Origin of the sequence: Sphingobacterium sp. UBA6320, from assembly GCF_002440335.1 — a bacterium.
Taxonomy (GTDB): Bacteria; Bacteroidota; Bacteroidia; order Sphingobacteriales; family Sphingobacteriaceae; genus Sphingobacterium.
On record NZ_DJTA01000030.1, the window covers coordinates 198,588 to 219,419 of the forward strand.

The following is a 20,832-nucleotide window of genomic DNA, read 5'->3' on the forward strand; positions in this document are numbered from 1 at the left end:
TTCAAGTGAGAGGTGATGTTTACTGCTGAGACACTAAAATTCTTGAGGGGTATAAGAGCTAAATATTAATGTCTCAAAAATCTCCTTCGTCTCTAAAGCTGTAATACCCATTAACACCTATAATCAAATGATCAGCCACCTGAATATCTAAAACCTTACCTGCTTCAATAGCTTTCTTCGTAATAGCATGATCATGAGAACTAGGAATTAGTTTACCCGATGGATGATTATGTGATAAGATAATTTTTGATGCACAGCATTTTAGAGCAATAGAAAATATAGTTTTCATATCCACACTTACAGATGCTCTCCCTCCCATTGCAATATCTGATATGCCAAGCACATGATTTGCACTATTGAGATAGATTACCTTGAACTCTTCCAAAAATTGCATCAATCCTTCGTCCCAGAACTCTTTTAATATTATATGAGCAGTAGATGAATCGGAAATTTGAGGACATTCAGAAACCTTAAAATTAGGTTTAAATTGGACGGTGATTTCCGCCACATTCGATAGATTTTTCATATTGTGTTGTAAATTAAAGTGCATAAAAAAAGCCCCTCCGATGTGGAGAGGCTAACATTGAGGTAGATTTAAAAATGATTACTATATAACGCCTGCAATCACATCATAGTAAGACCTTATGTAAAGAGTTGTAAATTCTTCCAGATTGGGATTTTCAGAAACACTTTTATATTGATTAAGGGAATCCATGGTTCCCCAGTGGAACACTCCGTTAAATGTTGGGTCACTATGAAAAACGACTGTGTTATCATTATTCATGTCCTGATTAATTTCACAGTTATCATTAACACCATAGGAACGCAAGTAAGAAATGATTTGTTTTTTCATTTGTTCGAACTCTTTTTCAGGAATATCTGTTCCAATGTCTGGAAAAAAATCATCTAGAGTGCAGTGTGTGGACTTAGTATTTTTTTTACGATAAAAATAAAGTAGAGGGACAATAGTAATGACAAGCATTATAGTAATAATGACTCTCCATGAGAGAAACTCTATTGGTTTAATAATCCCTAGAGTAATAGTAAATACTAATATTAAGAAATTAAGCATATTTTAATAATCGTTGCATAGATATTTTACATGATAGTTTTATAAAAATTTTCAAGGTTGAAGTCACCTAAACGTTGATCTATATATTTTCTAGCGGCGATATGTCCCTTTTCAATATTGGGTGCAAATGTTGAAAATATTCCAAAAACTCTTACCTTTTCTTTAAAAGAATATGTATTTGTCGCATTGATTTCCATAAATCTGTAGAACAATTCTATTTCTTGTTCATAATTGCTCGAGTTTGCAATCGGTCTATCCATTGCGTATGGAGAGGTTATTATAATTCGCAGATCATTGTTTGAATCTGCCGTCACGCTATAATTCCAACCTCTATATGTTGAATTATCACCAGTTCTGACTTTATACCACATCGTTAAAATACTATTTACACTTAAAATCTATTGTATATTCACTTGCCCCGTCGGTCTCTTCGAATTCTTTAACATTAATTATTAAACCATTATTATTAGTGGTGTAAGTAAATGACCAATTTGTTTCATGAGGAGCACCATCACTATATAGACTTTTTTCAGAGCTTATTGCATTTTTTGATTTTTTACCAAAATAGCCCTGTTCAAGAAGAACTGATTCTGCAAAATCAAGAGTTGAGGATAATCTTGAATATAAGGCGAAATAAGGAACATTATTTTGAGGTAAATCATATTTGAACTCAAAATTACTTTTATTTAAAATCCCATTTTCTGAACCATAATTTTCATTGGTTTTAATCAAATTGCCATCTTTGTATTCTAAAATAATGTCTCGATGCCATTTGCTTTTACTTTTTGAAATAATTTTGTTCAAATATCCATTTGCATCATAACTGTAGTTCTTTTCGATATCAATAGAATTGTTAGAATCTAATTTTTGGGATTTCACAACATTATTTGATTTATCAATCTGGTAAATAACAGTATATGACTCATAGTCATTCTTGAATTTAAGTGTAATTGTATTTAGCTCGTAAGCAAAATCGTAAGATGAATGCTCTAACTTACCTTGCCAAGGTCTTTCATCCAGTTCATTTTGAGCATTAATGACTCGATTTTGGTTATCACGCTTAAATTTTACAAAGCCACCTTCATAGGTTAATTGTTCGACAAGACAATTGTTCTCTATTTCACCAGAGTTATTATCTGTATTATCTTTTTTTGAACAACCTGCTAAGGTTGCCAATGTCATTAAAAGTAAGATTACTTTTTTCATAAATCTAAAGTTTGATTAGTGTCGTTTTAATTGCAACGACTGTTTATGGTGTGATTTTCAAAAATACGGAGAGCAATAAATTGCTGTATACGGTAATCCGTAATAGATTTTACTTTATAAACATGTTATAATAATTAGGTATCGATGAATCCCTTTACGATAGGTTAGTAAATACAAAAGCGTGGGACTATAACCTAGAGCTGTCGGAGAGAGGTACCTAGGAAGAACCCTTACACAAACAGATAGGCCACGCCCCACGCTTTTGAGCGTAGAACGTTACTCTAACTGTCCTTGTTGTGTAATTTGAAAATTTCCTAGGTTTTCTCTTTCACAAGAACTTTTAGTTAACGCTTAACTTGATATTTTAAATTCTTTTTATTCTATAGCTGTAATTATTTATTGTCCAAAGATAAATATAAAAATTTGACTTTAATAAATGCTTCTTCCTCAAATCTAAGGTGGGGGCTGTTTAATATACACCTGTGGTGTTCAAAAGATAATTGGGTGGGGGTATTTCAACACCAATTGTTAAAAATTTCTATATAATTTTATTTTTTGTGGAAATTTTGCTGACTATTTTAGAAATAGGAGCCATATTTAATGTTGTATTTCTTTAATTAAACTGTTAAAATCCAATATTTACTAATTCTAATTTGGAATACTTGACAGTAATTTAATGTATATCAATGATATAAATATTATTTCCATTGTCGGCTATATTGATAATAGATTTTATATAGCTGTCATTTTTTAGTATTACTAATATGGAAGATATATAGTGAGTGTATAGTTAGTACGATGTTTGATTTAAACAAAACATTATGGTACATCAAAATTATTGAGGGGTATAAATAATGATTTTGATGTACCAAAATATCCCTATTTTAAGTGTACAAACCCTGTAACTTCTATTCTTCTTTGTCCGTTGAGTTTTGGAATCTTCTTAGTATTGATAAATAGATTTAGAAAATGTTTATTTCTTTTTATGCCATTATCATACTTTTTAGCAATAGAAAAAAATTTGTTTAAAATATTAGCTTCATTATATTGCTCCCCCATTCTAAATTTTTCATTCAATTCGGAAATTAAAGGAAAATTTTTTGAAGCGTCATTGAGATAAGCCTTTTGATAGTATTGGTTTAATTTAAGTTGACTTTTGGCAATTTCCCTCAGCCTTTCTTCACCCTCGTCCATGAAGATATTGAATATCTCAGAATGTTTTTCTAATAGGTATTTTCTCATTTCTTGCATGTTTCCAATCACATATTCACCTTCGTGAATTCTCTTTTGAATATTTTGTAACTCATTTAGATTATCAATGATGATGTTTAGCTTATCTAAAAACGGAATGCTAGTATCCTTAAATTTAATTTTATCCAAATCAAGATTTGAAAATGGGAGGTCTTCATGCAAAACATTGAAATATTTCATCTCTGTATTATAAATTTTTACATTTTTAAATTCCAAGATTAATCGTTTTACATCGATATACAACGATTTGACGTGATTTGACAGACAATAATTGTCTCTTAAAAAGTAGTTAATACTATAATCTTTATTTACAAAAATCTTATATCCAGTCATATCAATAAGTCCATCAATAACTTCCTTAATTACTAAGTCTGGCGTGGAAAAGCGCATAGTTTTAAGATAATTAAATACCTCTTGGTTTGCTTCTAAATATGCTTTACACTGTTCTTGGCTTTTAAAGGAAATGCTTGTGGGGATATCTGTGATGAAATGTGCTGATTTGATTTTACTCTTTCTAAATCGGCCTAGTATCTGAATAATCTCATTTGAAGGGTCGATGATCGTATGTGAGACTTTTAAATCTGCAAGAATAAATACATCAGCATCTTCTTCGATATCTATATCGACAGCAGTAAAATATCTGCTGGTCAAAAAATTATATTTGCTGAACTTTGTCTCGTCCAATAAATAACTTAGATGGAAGGGGTTTATTTCTTTTCTTTTGTTGTAAAACTCTTTGACTTCTTCCTTTGAAGTGAAAATACTAGACTCATTTTCAATATTCAATGATTTAATATAATTGGATATTTGTGCTAGTGATTTAAAGAAAACAAATATTTTATCTGATTTACAAGATTCTAATTTGGATTTAAATGCATCCAATACTGAATTTGTTGTAATTACCTTTAGCTCTCTCGTGATAGGGTAAGTTGGAATAATATTTTTAATTGTAAAATTGTGCTTTGCAAAACGAGAGTCTGATGGAATGATAGGAGTTGCGCTCACCATTGCTTTATTCTTGAACTCAAAAAATACCGTCATTGGGAATGTAATTTCTTCACGAAAGTCACTATCGTGTGTCATTTTATCAAACTCGTCAATCAAAAGAAAGTATTCATTAAAATAGTCTATTTCTAGTTCCTTCAACGAGTCCAATACACGGGACAGTGATTCAGGAGTTACCATGATTTTCTTAAATTTTGGCTTACTTTTTTTTAGGAAGCGCTTGATTTGATCTTTTCCTATTCCTTCATAAACACCCAATAGATGGCTGTGCTTTGTTTGCTTGCCTTGTATTACTGGAACATTTGGTACTATTATGATTGAATTTCTAGTCTTATCAATTATTTCTAAGTAAGTCGCTCCAATGCCAGTAATATTTTTAAATAGCAATGTATTTGTAGGGATTCGCGAAAGTATTGTATCTAAATAAGTATCTTTTGAGATGTATAGATTTTCTGTTTTCATGACATTAAAATGCTGAGCCAAATAAATTGGCTAATGGAAATTTTGTGAAATTTTAGTATTAATCTGGGAGAGAAATCCCCCAGATTATGAAGTATTAGTCTTGACTCGCTATTTTTAATAATTCTTTCGCATCTAGATCATATTTGGTATATGATGCGAAACTTAGAAGCTTATGCATACCTCTCATGTAATACAGCTCAAATGTAATACGCTTTTTGTCTATTGTGGTTTTGATTTCAACATATGAAATATTATCCTTATTAAATCTAACTTCGGAAATGTCTATTTTATTTCCGCTTGAGAGATTTTTAAAGAACAGCCATAAACCTAATCGTTGTTCATTATCAAGCGCTCTATAATATTCTTTAAAGTATTTTTTTGATGTGACTCCAAAGTATTCATGATTTTCAGTGAAGAAATTTTTATTAGACAAGGTATATTTGGCTTTTTTTTGATTTGCTTTTTTTGTCGTGCTAGCAAATAATGGTTTTTGTACCTGTGATCTGTTTTTTAATTGAGCAATATTCATCTTCGAAATTTTTAGTTTTAATCTGTCATGTCATCCCGGTTCGTTTCTCCACTTAAACTTTGGCGCCTTATTGTTTAAGTGTTATCCCCTTCGGACAGCACAAAGGTGCACATGCAAAAAAGGGGGATATAATAAGGTTTATTTTCTATCGCCCCCTTTTTACAATAAAGAGTTATCTTATTAATTATTAGTGTGTAAAACTTTTTTGGATTAAATAAAAAAGGACAGAAAACATTCAAGTTTCTGTCCTTTTTAAAATGGAGGGTTATATATTGTCTATTTCTTTATGAGTTGTTTTATAAAGTCTTCCTTAACATCATCAAGCCCATTGACATCCATAGTCTGTTTTTTGGGTACTAAATCGAATAGCCTAAGAAAGGAGAAAATTAGGAAGTGCTTATCCTTTTTCTTGTATTTCTCATGAGCATGGTCATGTATGAAGCTGTTTAGCGCAGGTACCACTAGTTTTAAAAACTCGTATAATGGTGATAGCTTAGCGCTAAAAGACATACTGTCGACTAGATTGGTGACTAGCTTCTCGAAAAAATCAGTAGTACAAGTTGGGGTAATGCCAGAAAATTCCATGAATCCAATCTTTAAGGAAATCTCATGATCAAACTCATAGATTGTATTAGGTGTTTTCTTGATAGGAATGTTTAAAGCTTTTTCTTGATCAGTTAAGAACCTTTCCAAACGGAATCTATGCAGAAAGTTTTGATATTTAAGCTGTGTGTAATAATCAAACGCCTCCTGTTTGTAAAGGTCATTTACCTTTGTGGTTTCATCGGTAATGACCGCGCCATATTTGTCTTTATGCCTAAGAACGATTTCGGAGTTGAGGATATCCTTTCTCATTTTTAGCACATTAAAGATATCTCTAACCTCTTCTATAGCCTCTTGAATAAAAGGATTTGAGCTAAAGTCATCATAATTTTCATAGTATGATTGCCAATAATCTTCTTTGTAAAGCGCTGTAATACTGAAAAGATTGTTTAAAAAATGTTTCAGTGTTTCGGCTTCTTCAGATGAAATTTCAGTTTCAGGCTTTTTAAATAGTACTCTTGAGCTAAGGTCTCGATAGCTATAGTCTTTATGGTAGAAAACTTCTCCGTGTTCGGAATAACTCCGTTGAACTCGTAGTTTATATTTAAGATTTCGTGTATTGGCTAGTTCTTTTTTCCGTTGCTTTAGATACTCTTCGGAATTTGTTCCTTGTCTCGTAATTATTTTTGAATCATCAATCTCCCTTGTGATTGGCATAAAATATTTACAAATTGTCTCAGTAATTTCGATTTTTTCATCGAATCCTAATGTTTCCCAAGAGGTTGTAATTTCCATTAAATATTGATCTGTTAAATAAAAACTAATTATAAGCAAAAACAAATGAAAAAAGCCCATCCCCAATAAAGGGAAATGGGCGTATTTTTATTTTTGATGAGACATCATTTTCATTAAGGGGTATAAAAAACAAAATATCCGTGTCTCACTTTTAAATTATAACTCAGGCATCACATGCTTTAATTCATCAACATTATGAACCCCTAGACCACGCAAATACTTTAAGGTGACTATCATGTCCGAATGACCTAACAATTGCTGTAGAATGTGTAGATCCTTAGTTTTTTTGTATACGTTCACAGAAGCAGTATGGCGAAAGGAGTAGATTGTTTGATTCTTTTCAATAATACCCTCTTTCTCCATTAGTTTAAACATTCGAGTCCAAGCGGTACTAAAATAATATGGATTATTGGAATCAGGTCTTCTTGTAAAGATGTTGTCGTCATGAGATAAGCCTTCCAGTCGATTTAGAAGTAATTCTCTTACATAACTAGGTATTGGCACTGTTCTGATTTTTTTACCTTTATTTTCATTACCTGAAAGATGGATTTCTGTTATATTGTTTTTAAAGTGGTGACGCTTTAGTAGCCTAATTTCATTATGTGGGCGTAATAAACAGCCATAACTCATTAGGCAACATAAGTGCAATTCTTCATGATTGTTTTTTAAGAACTGTAATACGTTCTTAAGTTGTTCGTCAGAATAGATTTTGTGTAGTTTAGGAGTAGCCTTTCTCTTGTCAGTTCTGGTAATTATTGCCGTATTGAATTCAAAATCCTTATCTATTTCTCCAAATACAGCTTTTATATGACGACGCGAAATCATGTAATTAGAAGCCGTAGAATTGAATTGATTCATAAACTCTTGAATCCGACTCCGTTGTAAGTCGTTAATATTACTATTTAACTCTTCTGTTGTTAGAAACGCTTTTAATTTTTCTGTTAATCTTTCAAGATGGTTAACGTAGTTACGGGTTAGATTTGCTTTTTTCTTGTTTGATATAGCTAGATCTAATAGTTCTCCTAAAGAAGTGTTTTCTATCGTTTTTACTTTTGATAAAGATTTGTTGATAGGATATTTACCAAATTCAATGGCTTTTTTAAATTCGTATTCTAGTTGCCTTAACTGTTCTTTCCTCTCATTGATAGTTTTACAAGAGTTTGGTTGTATGTTTAAACCTAGTTTTATACCTGTGTACTCCTTATACTTATTTTCTCCTATCTTGATGTAGATATAGGAACGTTTTTTTAAGTCATCAGTTGTGGAAATGGAAATCTGGATTTTGTGCATTTTTTGATGTTCTCGCACTGTTCTCCCAATAAATTTTATCTATTGTATTTTTCTTTTCAATAATTAAATATGATAGCTTCATTGTAACTTTAGATATTAAAAATCAAATTTTTCAAGTAAAATAATATAATAAACAGTGTCTAGAAGCCTAGAAATATTGTTTTTTTCTTTTTTTGTTTGATATAAAAAAAATCTAAGTTACATTTGAGTATAGACATGACTTTGTAGCTCAGCTGGTAGAGCAATTGACTCTTAATCAATGGGTCGAGGGTTCGAGCCCCTCCGAGGTCACTTGATATAGAAAAGCTTTTCCATTTGGATAAGCTTTTTTTATAGGACATAATTGAAGGAATCAAACCTGAAAACAAACATAAAGGTTTTTGCATTTTGCTAGAAGACTATAGGTTTGGTTGAATCTGATCATTGTAGTACTCGTCCAAGACACTTTTATAAATTTTTATTAAATTTATAATTTTAAATCAAACCTACAACTTTCTTAATTAAGTATGAAGAAGCTAATCTGTTTTACATTACTATTTATTTTGGTATGTTCCACTTATGCTCAAAACCAAGTCAAAGAAGAGTCTATCCGCTTATTTTTTAATGAACTCAAGGCAGCATCAGATGGAGCGAAACAATTATGGAATCAAGATCTGTACGGTCCTACCCTATTGATTGATCCCAGTACCCGAAAAATATATGCAAATGAATCGGATAACATGGGTACTCTAGCGCCCAAGGACAGTATTTATATTGGAATCCTACCTCAGGATGTAAATTTTTCCAACACGGCATTGGACTGGAACGGTAAACGTTGGGCGATGATCATGCTGCCTTTGCCAGAAAATAGAGACGACCGTATCAATCTGCTTGCTCATGAGTCGTTTCATCGGATACAGCCTGATCTGGGATTTGCACTGCACAATGCAGATAATAAGCATCTTGATGAGATGGAAGGAAGGATAAGCCTTCGACTTGAAATGGCGGCTTTGAAAAAAGCACTTCGTTCATCAGGTCAAGATGAAATAAAAAAACACTTGACGAATGCGTTGTTTTTTAGGAAATATCGTTACAAACAATTTGCAGAAGGTGCAGTAAATGAAAATCTGCTTGAGATGAATGAGGGAATTGCGGAGTATACAGGAATAATGGTGACCAGTAGACAGGATGAACAAACAAAATCCTATTTAATTAATGGTATGGAGCGTTTACTGAAAAACCGAACTTTTGTGCGCTCATTTGCCTATCAAACTATTCCTTCTTATGGCTACATACTTTATAAAAAGGATCATGAATGGAATAAGCAGATTAACGCTAATACAGATTTAACAGCCTTTTTTATCAAAAAATTCGAACTTAAAATCCCAAATCCAACACAACAGATTTTCAAAAAATTAGCAACAGCTTATAATGGGAAGATCATCTTTGAAGAAGAGACAACTAGAGACATCGAAAACAAAAGAGTAGTAAAAGCGTACAAAGAAAAATTTGTCGAATCGCCTCATTTTGAAATAAAGTTTGAAAACATGAATTATTCTTTTGATCCCAGGACCATTATTCCTATTGGAGCATATGGGACTTACTATCCTACAACTCGAATCACAGATAATTGGGGTATCCTTACTGTTGAAAAAGGAGGATTGATCAGTGCTGACTGGGGAAAAATTTCACTTTCTATTCCAATTTCGATTGATAAGAATCTAATAAAAGGAGATGGATGGATGCTTGAACTCCATGATCAATATACTGTTGAGGCGGATGAACAAAAAAGAAATTATTATCTGAAAAAAAACGTCCAAAAATAAGTTTTTAGATCCATTTTAATTCAGCATGTACCATTTCAAATGAAACACTTACCTATTGATTCGTATGATACAATCAAAAGTATGGGGTCAAAAATTGTATCCTGAATCGCTTTTTAAGTAATTTTTTCCGTTTCTTCTATTTTTCGGTAAGTAGATCGCTGTAGATGGTACAAAAATTTTAAAATGATATGTTGTTTTTGTGGCTCAAGAAAAACGTTTTTAGATATTAATTGTTCTGATGATATTGATTAATGTTTATACTTCGTATTTTAGCTACATGAATATAAAAAGATTGACCATCATTTTTATTGGATTATTATCATGTTTTGGAGTATTTGCGCAAAATAACCCATTACCAGCGCATAATAATTGGATATTTGGACCATCGGTAGGTTATCAGTACCAAAGTGGAAGTTTCTTGAAAGCATCTGCTTGGGGATTATTTGCACCGAATGAGACACAATATATGAAAATTGATGCAGGTGCAAATTTTACTTGGATGGGAGGAAAGACAACCGTTATCCCTGAATTGGGATTTACTTATTATGTCAATGACTTTATCTTACTCCCTTTTGTAAAAGCTGAATTGACACCCTATACGGTAACTCCGAAGGTTGGAATCAGCATTTTCTCTCTGCTTGACTTTGGTGTAGGCTATGGTTTTGATTATAATACAAAAAAAGATTTTAAGCAGATTAAAGGTGTCAATTTATCTTTAGGTGTCAATATTCCCTTAAACTTTCATCTTTATTAGGCCTTGATTATGAAGAATTTTGTCATTAAAGTAATTTGTATTGCTTTATTCAGTATTGTCCTGCAGGCAAGGGCACAGGAGACTTTATATGGTCCTACGTTGAGTTACCAATACCAAAAAGGAAGTGCTATAAAAACAGGAGGTTATTTTGCTTTTGCCTTTTTAGGTGAAAATATTTTGAAAACAGATGTAACGGCTAATTTCACCTGGACCCAAAGTAAGTTTGCTGTAATTCCCGAACTAGCTTTTTCCTTCTATCCCCAATCTTGGGTCGTTGCACCCTTTGTGCGAACAGAAATCACTCCGTATACCATAACTCCAAAGGTGGGGATTTCGTTGGCGACTATTTTAGATCTGGATTTTGGATATGGATTTGCTACGGCTGATAAGCAAGACTACCGTCCAATAAAGGGATTTACAGCTTCTCTACGTTTTAACATTCCACTCAACTACAAACTCAATATGTAGTTTTCCGTTTATCCATGATGACGGATAAACTTGTCATGATCGCGATCAATATGCTGAGCGATTTGTATTTTAAAGTGAGCGATTAAATAATGAAAGATTTTAGAAATCTGCACCAATCGACCGGTCGGCTGATTCACCATCATCAAAAAGATTATCTTTTTTTTGGAGGGACAGCATACTTGGGGTTGTTGGTCAATGAAGCCTATATTGATGTGTATAAGGAGGGCTTATCCAGATACGGATTAAATAACGGAACCTCTCGTAATAACAACATACAACTTGATATTTTTGATGTAGCGGAACATCGTGCAGCGAGTCGATTTGGTTTTGAGGCTGCCCTTTTGGTATCCAGTGGTTATTTGGCAGCGCAGTTGGCCGTAAAATCTCTTTCCTCTGTAGGAAAACTTATTTATGCACCCCATACTCATCCTGCACTGTGGTTAGATACAAATCCGCAAGTGGTGGGAAATATGGATTCTTGGCTTATTCAAACGGTACAACAGATCAATAATGCGGTTGATGATCAACAATTTGTGATTGTTAGTAACTCCATGGATAATTTGACTCCAGAACATTATGATTTCAGCCCTTTGTTGACAATAAATCCCGATAAAAAAGTGATTTTGTTAGTCGACGACTCACACGGAATTGGGGTGGTGCGTGCCAACAGAACTTCTACTGATCTATCTATATTTGAGGGTTCGGCCATTGAGGTGGTGGTTGTTGCTTCATTGGCAAAGGGTTTGGGTACGGACGCAGGAATGATTTTGTCGTCCAATAAATGGATGGAAAGATTTCGGAAATCACCCTTTTTTACTGGGGCCTCCCCTGCTTCTCCTGCTTCGATGTATGCATTTACGCATTCGCAAGATATTTACATGGCCGCATTCGAAAAACTGCATCAGAATATAGATTTTTTTGCCAATTTAATAGGCGATCGTCTGAGCCATATCCCTAATTTTGCTGTTTTTAGCTCTACTGAACCTGAGTTATATGAAAAATTGGTGCAAAATGGATTTCTGATCTCTAGTTTTCCATATCCTTTGGAAACAGACCCTCCTTTGAATAGAATTGTCTTAAGCAGCTTACATCAGGAGGAAGATTTGAAAAAATTAGCCCAGATAATATGTGCTTAAAAATAAAGTCATCGGCTTATCATTTGTTTCACGTGGAATGATAAAAATAAAATTAAAGGTTTGATATTCAGTAATAAAGTGTATTTTTGTGATTCTTTGAAAAATGAGTTTAGCGATGTAAAATGGCTAAGCTGTTGTAAATGATCTCCTTTAGAATAATTTTAAAATAAAAAAAATGGTTAAATTATTTCCAAACGTCATTTTAAAGAGATACTTTTGCAACCCCAAAGTACATTGGGTTAAAGGTTGAGAAATAAATAATTACAGTAAAATTGATATGACTAAAGCAGAAATTATTGCAGAAATCTCTAACAAAACTGGCTTAGAGAAGGTAGATGTTCAAGAAACCGTAGAGGCATTCTTCAAAGTGGTTAAAAACGCAATGGTGGGTGGAGAAAATGTATACGTAAGAGGTTTTGGTAGCTTTGTTGTTAAAAAAAGAGCTGAAAAAACTGCTAGAAACATTTCTAAAAATACAGCGATCATCATCCCTGAACATTTCGTTCCTAGCTTCAAACCAGCAAAAGTATTTGTTGAGAAAGTAAAAAACGGCAATAAATAATCTTAAAAACAGATTAAAATGGCAAAAACCAAACAGATTATAGTAGTAGGCGTGGTTGCAGCATTAGTTGCGGTACTATTTGCACAACCTATCAAAGGTTTGGTAAACGAGAAGGAGGAATCTGCTGAAAAACAGCAACCTTCTTCTGAAATCAATTTGGAGAACATATCGTTAATGACAAAACAAGGATTAGATGCAAATTTAATCAAAGATATTTCCGATATTGAGACCCAAATTACAAAGTCATCTGGAGAAGAGAAAGTTTCTTTACTTCAAAAGTTGGCCGTAAAGTGGGACGATCTGGCTAAACCGGCACCTCAAGGGTTCATTTACGAAGAGATGGCTAAAATTTCTCCGAAATATGAATACTGGTTGAAAGCAGGAAATTCATATCGTACTGCTTACACAAATTTACAAGACTCTACTTTAGCTCAAGCTTTGACGCAAAATGCAATTCGTTCATACGAAGCTGCTTTGAAATTAAATGCTGCTAGTTTAGAAGCGAAAACAGGATTGGGAGCTGCAATGGTCTCGGGTACAAATAACCCAATGGCTGGAATTGCTTTACTTCGTGAAGTGGTTCAGGCAGATCCAAAAAATGTAGAAGCAAACAAAACTTTGGGATTGTTTTCATTACAATCTCGCCAGTTTGATAAAGCGATTGATCGTTTCAAAACAGTTATTGAATTGAAACCAGATGCGGAATCTTACTTTTATTTAGCCACAGGCTATGAAAATATTGGGATGAAAAGTGAGGCGGTTGCTGCTTTTAAACAAAGTAAACAATTAGCTGCTGACCCTTCCCTTTCACAATTTATCGATCGTAAGATCGCTGAGTTGAGTAAGTAATTAATTTAGTTTATAATCATTTAAAAAAAATTAGCTATGCCAAGCGGAAAAAAAAGAAAAAGACACAAAATGGCTACTCACAAACGTAAGAAACGTTTAAGAAAAAATAGACACAAGAAAAAATAGTCTTTCTTGTATAAGACTCCGATAGTATATTGCTGCATGAAAATAACGCAATTTTAGTATGGAAGTTTGATAATCTACACGTAATTTATTGCGTGTAGATTGTTTTTTTTTATAAAAAACGTTCTTTAAGGTTTAATCAGATACAATAGAATTAGCAGGGTATGCTAATCTGTATCGTAAATATGTAGCTGTTGGTAAAGGAATTAATTATTGATTCTACTCCTGAAAAAGGAGTTACTATTGCTTTGCTACAAGATAAGCAGCTTGTTGAACTAAATAGGGAAACGGTTAACAATAATTTTTCAGTTGGAGATATTTATCTTGGGCGAATCAAAAAAATTATGCCGGGATTAAATGCAGCATTTGTAGACGTAGGTTACGAAAAAGATGCTTTTCTCCACTATTTGGACTTAGGTCCTCAGGTTCAATCTTTGCTAAAACTTACTCGGATAGTAAAGAATGGCAGTTATCAAGAGAAACTGCTAAATAGTCTAAAACTTGAAAAGGACATCGATAAGGCTGGTAAGATATCGGATATCTTAAGCAAAAACATGCTTTTACCAGTTCAAATCGCAAAAGAACCAATATCAACAAAAGGACCTCGATTGAGCTCCGATCTATCTATTGCAGGTAGATTTGTCGTACTGGTACCTTTTTCAAGCGCGGTTTCCATATCCAAGCGAATCAAAGGAAGTAATGAGCGTACACGTCTCAAGAAGATTGTCGAAGGAATAAAACCTCCAAACTTTGGAGTTATTATCCGTACGGTATCTGAAGGAAAAGGTGTAGATGAATTACAGAAGGATTTACTGGATTTAATCTCTAAGTGGGAAATATTTACCAAGCGACTTCGGACAGCTGAACCTCCTCAAAAAGTATTGGGCGAAATGGATAGAGCTTCTACCATCTTGCGCGATCTATTGACAGATGAATTTACACATATTCATGTAAATGACCCTGTGATATATGAAGAGACAAAATCTTATGTCCAAGACATCTCTCCTGATTTAGAAAAAATTGTAAAACTTTATAAACATAAAGAACCAATTTTTGACCATTTTGGCGTAGAGAAACAAATCAAAGCTGCTTTTGGAAAAACTGTTACACTACAAGGTGGTGCTTATCTCGTAATCGAGCATACTGAAGCACTTCACGTCGTTGATGTCAACAGTGGTAATCGTTCTGCTAATAAAGAGAACCAAGAGGATAATGCGCTCCTGGTTAATATGGAAGCTGCAAAAGAAATTGCGCGTCAATTGCGCTTAAGAGATATGGGAGGGATCGTTGTTATCGATTTTATCGATATGCATAAACCTACTCATCGTAAAGAGTTATACAGCTTTTTGAAAGATTGTATGGCAACGGATCGCGCCAGACACACCATACTACCTCCAAGTAAATTTGGACTAGTACAGATTACGCGTCAACGTGTTAGACCAGAAATGAATATCGTTACAAACGAGAAATGTCCCGCTTGTGATGGTACTGGTGAAATCCGATCAAGTATTGTCCTGATGGACGATATTGAAAATAATTTAAGTTTTATTCTTCAAGAACAAAATGAAAAAGGAATATCACTATGTGTACATCCTTATATTGCCGCTTTTATTAAATCGGGCTTTATTTCAAAAAGAATAAAATGGTTTTTGAAGTTTCAAAAATGGATCAAAGTTGTTCCTGTTACTTCATATTATTTAACGGAATTCCACTTCTTTAATGCTAAAGACGAGGAAATAAAGTTATAATCGAAAGAAATTAAAAAGGGTTGATCCACAAGGTCAACCCTTTTTCTATTCATAACAATTAGAATACTAATCTATCCAATTGATCGTAATACCATCTTTTTCCATTTTGCGGAAATAAGTCATCTGCCGTTTGGCATATCGATGTATTTCTGTCTCCAATTTCTTATAAAAATCAGCATAGTTTAACTCGCCCAAAAGATATTTAGACACATACTTATATTCTAGACCGTAATATTGGAGTTCTGCATGACTAACACCTGAAACTAATAATCCTTCGACCTCTGCTATTAGCCCATCCTGTATACGCTGTTTTAGGCGGTTGGATATTTTCTCCCTTCTTAACATGACATCCGGATTTAATCCAATAACCAATGAATCAAGATTTTTATTGTTCATGGGCGCTAATGAATGATGTTTAAGCCATTCTAGAACTTCTATGCCGCGGATGATTCTTTTTTTTGTTGATAGATCTAGATAAAGATCTGGTGGTTTTTGATATTTAGATAATCGGGTAAGCAGTTCTTCGTGATCAAATTGATATAATGCTTCTTTAAATCCAGGTTGACTTGGTATTTGAGCATATTTGTTGCCTTGAAGGACACTTTGGATATAAAGTCCAGTGCCGCCGCATAAAATAATACGCTTGCCCTGAAACAACAGAGATTCATAAACGCGTTGAAAATCTTCAATAAACTGTCCTAAATGATATTTTTTTCCAGGATCGCATATATTAATAAGATGATGTGGAATATCGCCATATTCGGAAAGATCTTTACCAGTTCCGATATCCATACGGCGGTATACCTGACGAGAGTCTGCACTAATGATTTCAGCATTTAATTCTTTCGCTATTTTGACCGCTAAAGCTGTCTTTCCAGAAGCTGTAGGACCTAAAATAACAATAACTTTCTCCTTAGGCACTGTGGAAAGAGCCAGAGGAGAAAGTAATGTTTGTTGTTTATCTATCACACAACAAATTTAGTCCATTTTTCAGAACTATTATTGTTATTGACAACATTTTCTATAAAAGCCATACCTCGTACACCTTCATGCACCTGAGGGAAATCTTGCATTTCTGCAGTTGGCGTATTGCCTTCCAATTTTGCAGAAACTGTTTGAGCAAAATTACGGTAAATATTACCAAACGATTCTAGCAGTCCTTCTGGATGTCCTGCTGGGATACGGGTATTGTGACCTGTAAATGAACTCAATTGATTTGGACTATTATAGCTATTTCCTGTACGGAATACTTGACGAGGTTCGCCTAACATTTTTATGGTTAAGTTATTAGGGTCTTCATTTGCCCATTCCAAACCGCCATGCTCACCATAGATACGGATTCTTAATGCATTCTCTTCTCCGGCAGCAATCTGTGATGCCCAAAGCATGCCTTTAGCCCCATCTTCAAAACGTAATAAAACAGAACCGTCATCATCCAAATGTCTACCTTCAACGAAAGTAGTCAAGTCAGCACATAATTCAGTGATTTTTAATCCTGAAATGTATTCTGCAAGGTGAGCAGCGTGTACGCCGATATCACCCATTGCTAACGATTTTCCTGATTTTGCAGGATCAGCGCGCCATGCAGCACCAGCATTTCCTTCGCGCTCTGTCAGTTTACTCAACCATCCTTGAGGATATTCGACAACGATTTTACGAATCTTACCGAAATGACCAGCCTTTACCATAGCTTTCGCTTGTTTTACCATTGGGTATCCCGAGTAAGTATGGGTTAAGCAAAGTGTTTTATTTGTGCTTTTTACAATTTCTTCCAAAGATTTTGCTTCCTCTAACGTCAGCGTCATTGGTTTTTCAATAACGACATTGAATCCATTCTCTAAAGCCATCTTAGCTGGCGGATAGTGCATGAAATTTGGGGTAACGATCGTTAGGAAATCCATACGTTCTCCTTCAGGAAGTTGACTTTCTTTTAAAATCATCTCCTCATAATTTGCATAACAACGGTTTTCTGGAATGAATAAATCTTCTGCAGACTGTTTGTTGATTTCAGGATTGATACTGAATGAACCACATACAAGTTCGATTTTACCATCCATATTTGCTGCAATACGGTGTACGGCGCCAATGAAAGCATCATTGCCACCTCCGACCATACCCATTCGTAGTTTTCTCTTCATGTGATATATTTTAATTTTTTCTGTTTAGATTAATTGACAAGATACAAAAAATGATTTTATTTTATAAATAGAATCATCTTAAGGCTACCTAAATTTTCCTTCAAATAGCCATTTGGAAATTCTTTTTGTAAATTTTGGTATTGTTCGTTATCACGAATTAAAATTCTAGAGGTACCGTTTACCCAGAATTTGAGCGGATCAAGTTCAGATTTTTTGACGAACCCAATTTTTTCCAATGTCGACTCTTGACTCCAGTCTTTATCGGTGTATGTCATAATATCTTGTGGTTCGAAATCAGTGACAAAAGCTTTGATTAATTTGCTGATCCCTCCTACTACATTATAACCAAGTTTATTGCAAAAACGTATTAATTCAAATGAACGATAATTTTCAATTTGTAATTCAGGCATCTTCCGCCCCCCACTAAATACAGCTAAGGAAATAAGTTCACCATCTAAAAATAAACCATAGCGATATTTTCCAGGCATTGCTCCTTGTAGGTGATTTTCTTCTAAAAATGCGATCGTATTTTTCTTATCTACTCGAGCAACAACAGTTTTTCGAGCATAAGCTTTTTTTTGATGAAGTGCTAAAGCAAGAATTCGTTTTACAATGATATCATATTTACTGTGCAACATATCTTCATCTATATGAACTATTTTTTCATTTTGATCGCAAATTCTTTTTGTGATATTTGACCTATATAGATGAATGACAAATGGAAGATCCCCGCCTGTTATTTTGGTAAATGAAGGCGATTTTTGGGATATTACAAGTTCAGAGTCGAAGTTCTTTTGTAGTATATCACAAAAGCTTGCTAATATTTGATGGTATGGATCTGTCATTTCGAATAACAAAAATATGATTTATTGCAAACAAAGTGTGGTTTTCGATTGAATTTTAATGCTTACCTTTGTTCTTCAAAAAAAATAAAAGTATGAAACTTCCAATTGTGGCTTACGGAGATCCAGTATTACGTAAGGTAGCAGATGAAATAGATGAGGATTATCCAAACTTGAAGCAATTGATTGCTGATATGTTTGAAACCATGTATGCAGCAAATGGTGTTGGGCTGGCTGCCCCACAGGTAGGTTTGCCTATTCGTCTTTTTGTAATCGATGCAACTCCATTTGCAGAAGATGTTGAAGAAGAGAAAGAGATATTGCGCTCTTTTAAAAAGGTATTTATCAATCCGATCATGGTTGAAGAAACAGGTGAAAAATGGGCTTTTAGCGAAGGTTGTTTAAGCATTCCTGATATTAATGAAGAGGTGATGAGACATCCGAATATTAAGATTAATTATTTGGATGAGAATTTTGAGGAACATGAGATTGACTTGACTGGTTTAGCTGCACGTGTTGTACAGCATGAATATGATCATATCGAAGGTAAATTGTTTACTGATAAATTGTCAACGTTAAAGAAAACAATGTTGAAAGGTAAATTGGATACCATTTCTAAAGGTATGATTCGTGTAGGATATAAAATGAAATTCCCTCTCCAAAAGAAAAAGCGCTAACTCTATTAACGCTTTTTCTTTTGTTCTCTAGTTTTATTTATCCACCGACTATAGGAAGAGAGAATTTATATTTGACAGCTAAGATGCGCACTACAAATACTAAAAGTGCACTCAGAAATGCATTTATGCTTTCATTTACACCAAAAAAAGGTAGCGTCACAAAAAGAATTGCTCCCGATAGGCAAGCTGTCGCGTATATTTCTTTTCTAAAAATTAGCGGATTTTCATTCATCAGTGTATCTCGTATCACTCCTCCCATTACGGCTGAAAACATGCCTAATATGACTGCTGCAATCGTAGAGCTTTCGTAAGTTAATGACTTTTGTACACCAACGATGGTAAAAAAGGCAATACCCATAGCATCAAAAAGGGTCAAAGTTCGAGAAAATTTATCGAGTTGATCATTGAGTATAGCAGAAAGAAATACGCCTATTAATATAGCAATTAAGTAATTGCCATCATCAACCCAAATAGGTCGAAGGTTTAGAAAAACATCTCTTAAAGACCCTCCTCCTATAGCGGTAACGAAACCGGTAAAGGTTGCTCCGAAAATATCAATTTTTCTACGATTTGCGGCCATAGCTCCTGAAATAGCAAAAAGCATCGTACCTAATAAATCAGTATAATATATATAATCGGTGCCTGTCATTTATCCGCATTGAATGATTTAACTATTTGTCTGTAAAGTTATGATTTTTTATAAAAAAAATATGTTTGTCATATTATAGTCGATCTGCTTATTAAGTTACTAATAATCAGTATGGTATAGCTGTATTGATTTCATATTCTATACTTTCTCTTTCTCTACTCATCTATAAGGCACGCGATATCTGATTATTTATCGAGTTAATACATCTGTTATACTCTATTGGGGAGTAATTATATCTATAATAGGAAAAGGTATTGCGGTCTTCTACAAAATTATATCAAATGATATATGGATTCCTCCCTTAGAAGTAATACCAACTACATATCAAATTCTGACCAACTTCGTATTTAATACGGGTATAGTAGGGGGATAACAGGGGGTTTATAGGGGGTTAGTAGGGTCGTACCCCTACTAACCCCCTATAAACCCTAAGTAATGTCTGGTGTATTCCCCATTTAATAGTGAAGTTGGTATATAGTTGGTCAGAATTTGTCTTTAAGATCTGGTATATATGGTAAAGTAACGGAGGGATCGAGTAACGCAGTGATTTAGTGACGGAGTAAAGCAGTAACCGAGTGATCAAGTGGCATAGTAACCTAGTAGCGGATTGACCCAGTAACCAAGTAACGCAGTATTTGTGTGAAGAACCCATATATGGACAGGTGACGGGCGTGTCCGCACAAAGATGATCCCAGACAAATTAACATATGATCCATAGCAAAAGGTAATCCATATCCGACCCAGCATGATCATCAGGTGTCATCCAGATAAATTATCGGTCACATTTCTAGCTCTTTACCGTGTCGCGGTAAACTATTTCCGGAAAACATTAGGAAGTGAAGGATAAAAGTTCCTATCTTTGCACCACTCCGCAAGGGAGGAACGGCTGATCCGAAAGGGGATGCGCTGAAAAAAGAAGGGTTTAATT

Annotated in this window: 20 protein-coding genes and 1 tRNA gene; 9 read left to right on the top strand and 12 right to left on the bottom strand. The window is 34.0% G+C overall.

Annotation, left to right across the window (positions count from 1 at the left end; genetic code table 11):
• Window positions 1–73: 73 nt before the first annotated feature.
• From B3P23_RS19830 to B3P23_RS19865, 8 genes are all read right to left on the bottom strand, one after another.
• The gene (locus tag B3P23_RS19830) at window positions 74–526 is read right to left on the bottom strand and encodes a JAB domain-containing protein (protein ID WP_293928966.1); all 453 of its coding nucleotides are present in this window, start codon (window positions 524–526) and stop codon (window positions 74–76) included.
• Between the two features lie 81 nt (window positions 527–607).
• Entirely contained in the window at window positions 608–1,072 is a 465-nt protein-coding gene (locus B3P23_RS19835; RefSeq protein ID WP_293928968.1) for a hypothetical protein, read from the bottom strand.
• Between the two features lie 26 nt (window positions 1,073–1,098).
• Window positions 1,099–1,443 carry a hypothetical protein gene (locus B3P23_RS19840; protein WP_293928970.1) on the bottom strand — a complete coding sequence of 115 codons (345 nt, stop codon included), beginning with the start codon at window positions 1,441–1,443 and terminating at the stop codon, window positions 1,099–1,101.
• A gap of 10 nt (window positions 1,444–1,453) precedes the next feature.
• Window positions 1,454–2,278 (bottom strand): DUF4595 domain-containing protein, encoded by an 825-nt coding sequence (locus tag B3P23_RS19845; protein ID WP_293928972.1) that lies wholly within the window; start codon window positions 2,276–2,278, stop codon window positions 1,454–1,456.
• Between the two features lie 879 nt (window positions 2,279–3,157).
• Window positions 3,158–4,996 carry a hypothetical protein gene (locus B3P23_RS19850; RefSeq protein WP_293928974.1) on the bottom strand — a complete coding sequence of 613 codons (1,839 nt, stop codon included), beginning with the start codon at window positions 4,994–4,996 and terminating at the stop codon, window positions 3,158–3,160.
• Between the two features lie 94 nt (window positions 4,997–5,090).
• Window positions 5,091–5,525 (bottom strand): hypothetical protein, encoded by a 435-nt coding sequence (locus B3P23_RS19855; RefSeq protein ID WP_168128012.1) that lies wholly within the window; start codon window positions 5,523–5,525, stop codon window positions 5,091–5,093.
• Between the two features lie 276 nt (window positions 5,526–5,801).
• Window positions 5,802–6,863, bottom strand: coding sequence for a hypothetical protein (locus tag B3P23_RS19860; RefSeq protein ID WP_293928978.1), 1,062 nt, complete (start codon window positions 6,861–6,863; stop codon window positions 5,802–5,804).
• Window positions 6,864–7,019: 156 nt separating this feature from the next.
• Entirely contained in the window at window positions 7,020–8,153 is a 1,134-nt protein-coding gene (locus tag B3P23_RS19865) for a tyrosine-type recombinase/integrase (protein ID WP_168128014.1), read from the bottom strand.
• 218 nt (window positions 8,154–8,371) lie between these two features.
• On the opposite strand from B3P23_RS19865, the gene B3P23_RS19870 reads away from it, so the two are divergent.
• The 8 genes from B3P23_RS19870 (at window position 8,372) to B3P23_RS19905 (ending at window position 15,598) form a co-directional block, all read left to right on the top strand.
• Window positions 8,372–8,444 (top strand) — tRNA-Lys (locus tag B3P23_RS19870).
• 215 nt (window positions 8,445–8,659) lie between these two features.
• Window positions 8,660–9,958 (top strand): hypothetical protein, encoded by a 1,299-nt coding sequence (locus tag B3P23_RS19875; RefSeq protein WP_293928981.1) that lies wholly within the window; start codon window positions 8,660–8,662, stop codon window positions 9,956–9,958.
• A gap of 277 nt (window positions 9,959–10,235) precedes the next feature.
• On the top strand, window positions 10,236–10,712 hold the full coding sequence (locus B3P23_RS19880; RefSeq protein WP_248755146.1) for a hypothetical protein: 477 nt from the start codon (window positions 10,236–10,238) through the stop codon (window positions 10,710–10,712).
• Between the two features lie 9 nt (window positions 10,713–10,721).
• Entirely contained in the window at window positions 10,722–11,180 is a 459-nt protein-coding gene (locus B3P23_RS19885; protein WP_293928983.1) for a hypothetical protein, read from the top strand.
• Window positions 11,181–11,269: 89 nt separating this feature from the next.
• A complete protein-coding gene (locus B3P23_RS19890; RefSeq protein ID WP_293928985.1) occupies window positions 11,270–12,316 on the top strand; it encodes an aminotransferase class I/II-fold pyridoxal phosphate-dependent enzyme in 1,047 nt (348 codons plus the stop codon).
• Window positions 12,317–12,593: 277 nt separating this feature from the next.
• Window positions 12,594–12,878 carry an HU family DNA-binding protein gene (locus tag B3P23_RS19895; RefSeq protein WP_021189241.1) on the top strand — a complete coding sequence of 95 codons (285 nt, stop codon included), beginning with the start codon at window positions 12,594–12,596 and terminating at the stop codon, window positions 12,876–12,878.
• Window positions 12,879–12,896: 18 nt separating this feature from the next.
• Window positions 12,897–13,727 (top strand): tetratricopeptide repeat protein, encoded by an 831-nt coding sequence (locus B3P23_RS19900; protein WP_045754268.1) that lies wholly within the window; start codon window positions 12,897–12,899, stop codon window positions 13,725–13,727.
• A 317-nt stretch (window positions 13,728–14,044) separates the two neighbouring features.
• Window positions 14,045–15,598 (top strand): Rne/Rng family ribonuclease, encoded by a 1,554-nt coding sequence (locus tag B3P23_RS19905; RefSeq protein ID WP_094771799.1) that lies wholly within the window; start codon window positions 14,045–14,047, stop codon window positions 15,596–15,598.
• Window positions 15,599–15,664: 66 nt separating this feature from the next.
• On the opposite strand, the gene miaA is transcribed toward B3P23_RS19905, so the two are convergent.
• The 3 genes from miaA to B3P23_RS19920 are packed head-to-tail and all read right to left on the bottom strand — an operon-like array spanning window position 15,665 to window position 18,374.
• Window positions 15,665–16,567, bottom strand: a complete 903-nt coding sequence (miaA, locus tag B3P23_RS19910) for a tRNA (adenosine(37)-N6)-dimethylallyltransferase MiaA (RefSeq protein ID WP_293928989.1) — start codon at window positions 16,565–16,567, stop codon at window positions 15,665–15,667.
• Window positions 16,564–17,736 carry a Gfo/Idh/MocA family protein gene (locus B3P23_RS19915; RefSeq protein ID WP_293928990.1) on the bottom strand — a complete coding sequence of 391 codons (1,173 nt, stop codon included), beginning with the start codon at window positions 17,734–17,736 and terminating at the stop codon, window positions 16,564–16,566. The genes miaA and B3P23_RS19915 overlap by 4 nt, the downstream gene beginning before the upstream one ends.
• A 56-nt stretch (window positions 17,737–17,792) precedes the next feature.
• Entirely contained in the window at window positions 17,793–18,374 is a 582-nt protein-coding gene (locus B3P23_RS19920; protein WP_094771798.1) for a hypothetical protein, read from the bottom strand.
• Window positions 18,375–18,673: 299 nt separating this feature from the next.
• On the opposite strand from B3P23_RS19920, the gene def reads away from it, so the two are divergent.
• Window positions 18,674–19,255, top strand: a complete 582-nt coding sequence (def, locus tag B3P23_RS19925; protein WP_045755166.1) for a peptide deformylase — start codon at window positions 18,674–18,676, stop codon at window positions 19,253–19,255.
• Between the two features lie 37 nt (window positions 19,256–19,292).
• Here the strand turns inward: def and B3P23_RS19930 are convergent, their stop codons facing one another.
• Window positions 19,293–19,904, bottom strand: coding sequence for a trimeric intracellular cation channel family protein (locus B3P23_RS19930; RefSeq protein ID WP_045755165.1), 612 nt, complete (start codon window positions 19,902–19,904; stop codon window positions 19,293–19,295).
• Window positions 19,905–20,832 lie beyond the last annotated feature (928 nt).

Excerpts from the sequence above, each read along its gene's own strand:
- B3P23_RS19875 (WP_293928981.1), top strand. The coding sequence starts at position 8,660 with ATGAAGAAGCTAATCTGTTTTACATTACTATTTATTTTGGTATGTTCC.
- B3P23_RS19915 (WP_293928990.1), bottom strand. The coding sequence starts at position 17,736 with ATGAAGAGAAAACTACGAATGGGTATGGTCGGAGGTGGCAATGATGCT.
- B3P23_RS19860 (WP_293928978.1), bottom strand. The coding sequence starts at position 6,863 with ATGGAAATTACAACCTCTTGGGAAACATTAGGATTCGATGAAAAAATC.
- B3P23_RS19855 (WP_168128012.1), bottom strand. The coding sequence starts at position 5,525 with ATGAATATTGCTCAATTAAAAAACAGATCACAGGTACAAAAACCATTA.
- B3P23_RS19835 (WP_293928968.1), bottom strand. The coding sequence starts at position 1,072 with ATGCTTAATTTCTTAATATTAGTATTTACTATTACTCTAGGGATTATT.
- B3P23_RS19840 (WP_293928970.1), bottom strand. The coding sequence starts at position 1,443 with ATGTGGTATAAAGTCAGAACTGGTGATAATTCAACATATAGAGGTTGG.
- B3P23_RS19880 (WP_248755146.1), top strand. The coding sequence starts at position 10,236 with ATGAATATAAAAAGATTGACCATCATTTTTATTGGATTATTATCATGT.
- B3P23_RS19830 (WP_293928966.1), bottom strand. The coding sequence starts at position 526 with ATGAAAAATCTATCGAATGTGGCGGAAATCACCGTCCAATTTAAACCT.
- def (WP_045755166.1), top strand. The coding sequence starts at position 18,674 with ATGAAACTTCCAATTGTGGCTTACGGAGATCCAGTATTACGTAAGGTA.
- B3P23_RS19895 (WP_021189241.1), top strand. The coding sequence starts at position 12,594 with ATGACTAAAGCAGAAATTATTGCAGAAATCTCTAACAAAACTGGCTTA.
- B3P23_RS19930 (WP_045755165.1), bottom strand. The coding sequence starts at position 19,904 with ATGACAGGCACCGATTATATATATTATACTGATTTATTAGGTACGATG.
- B3P23_RS19920 (WP_094771798.1), bottom strand. The coding sequence starts at position 18,374 with ATGTTGCACAGTAAATATGATATCATTGTAAAACGAATTCTTGCTTTA.
- B3P23_RS19890 (WP_293928985.1), top strand. The coding sequence starts at position 11,270 with ATGAAAGATTTTAGAAATCTGCACCAATCGACCGGTCGGCTGATTCAC.
- B3P23_RS19850 (WP_293928974.1), bottom strand. The coding sequence starts at position 4,996 with ATGAAAACAGAAAATCTATACATCTCAAAAGATACTTATTTAGATACA.
- B3P23_RS19845 (WP_293928972.1), bottom strand. The coding sequence starts at position 2,278 with ATGAAAAAAGTAATCTTACTTTTAATGACATTGGCAACCTTAGCAGGT.
- B3P23_RS19885 (WP_293928983.1), top strand. The coding sequence starts at position 10,722 with ATGAAGAATTTTGTCATTAAAGTAATTTGTATTGCTTTATTCAGTATT.
- B3P23_RS19900 (WP_045754268.1), top strand. The coding sequence starts at position 12,897 with ATGGCAAAAACCAAACAGATTATAGTAGTAGGCGTGGTTGCAGCATTA.
- B3P23_RS19865 (WP_168128014.1), bottom strand. The coding sequence starts at position 8,153 with ATGCACAAAATCCAGATTTCCATTTCCACAACTGATGACTTAAAAAAA.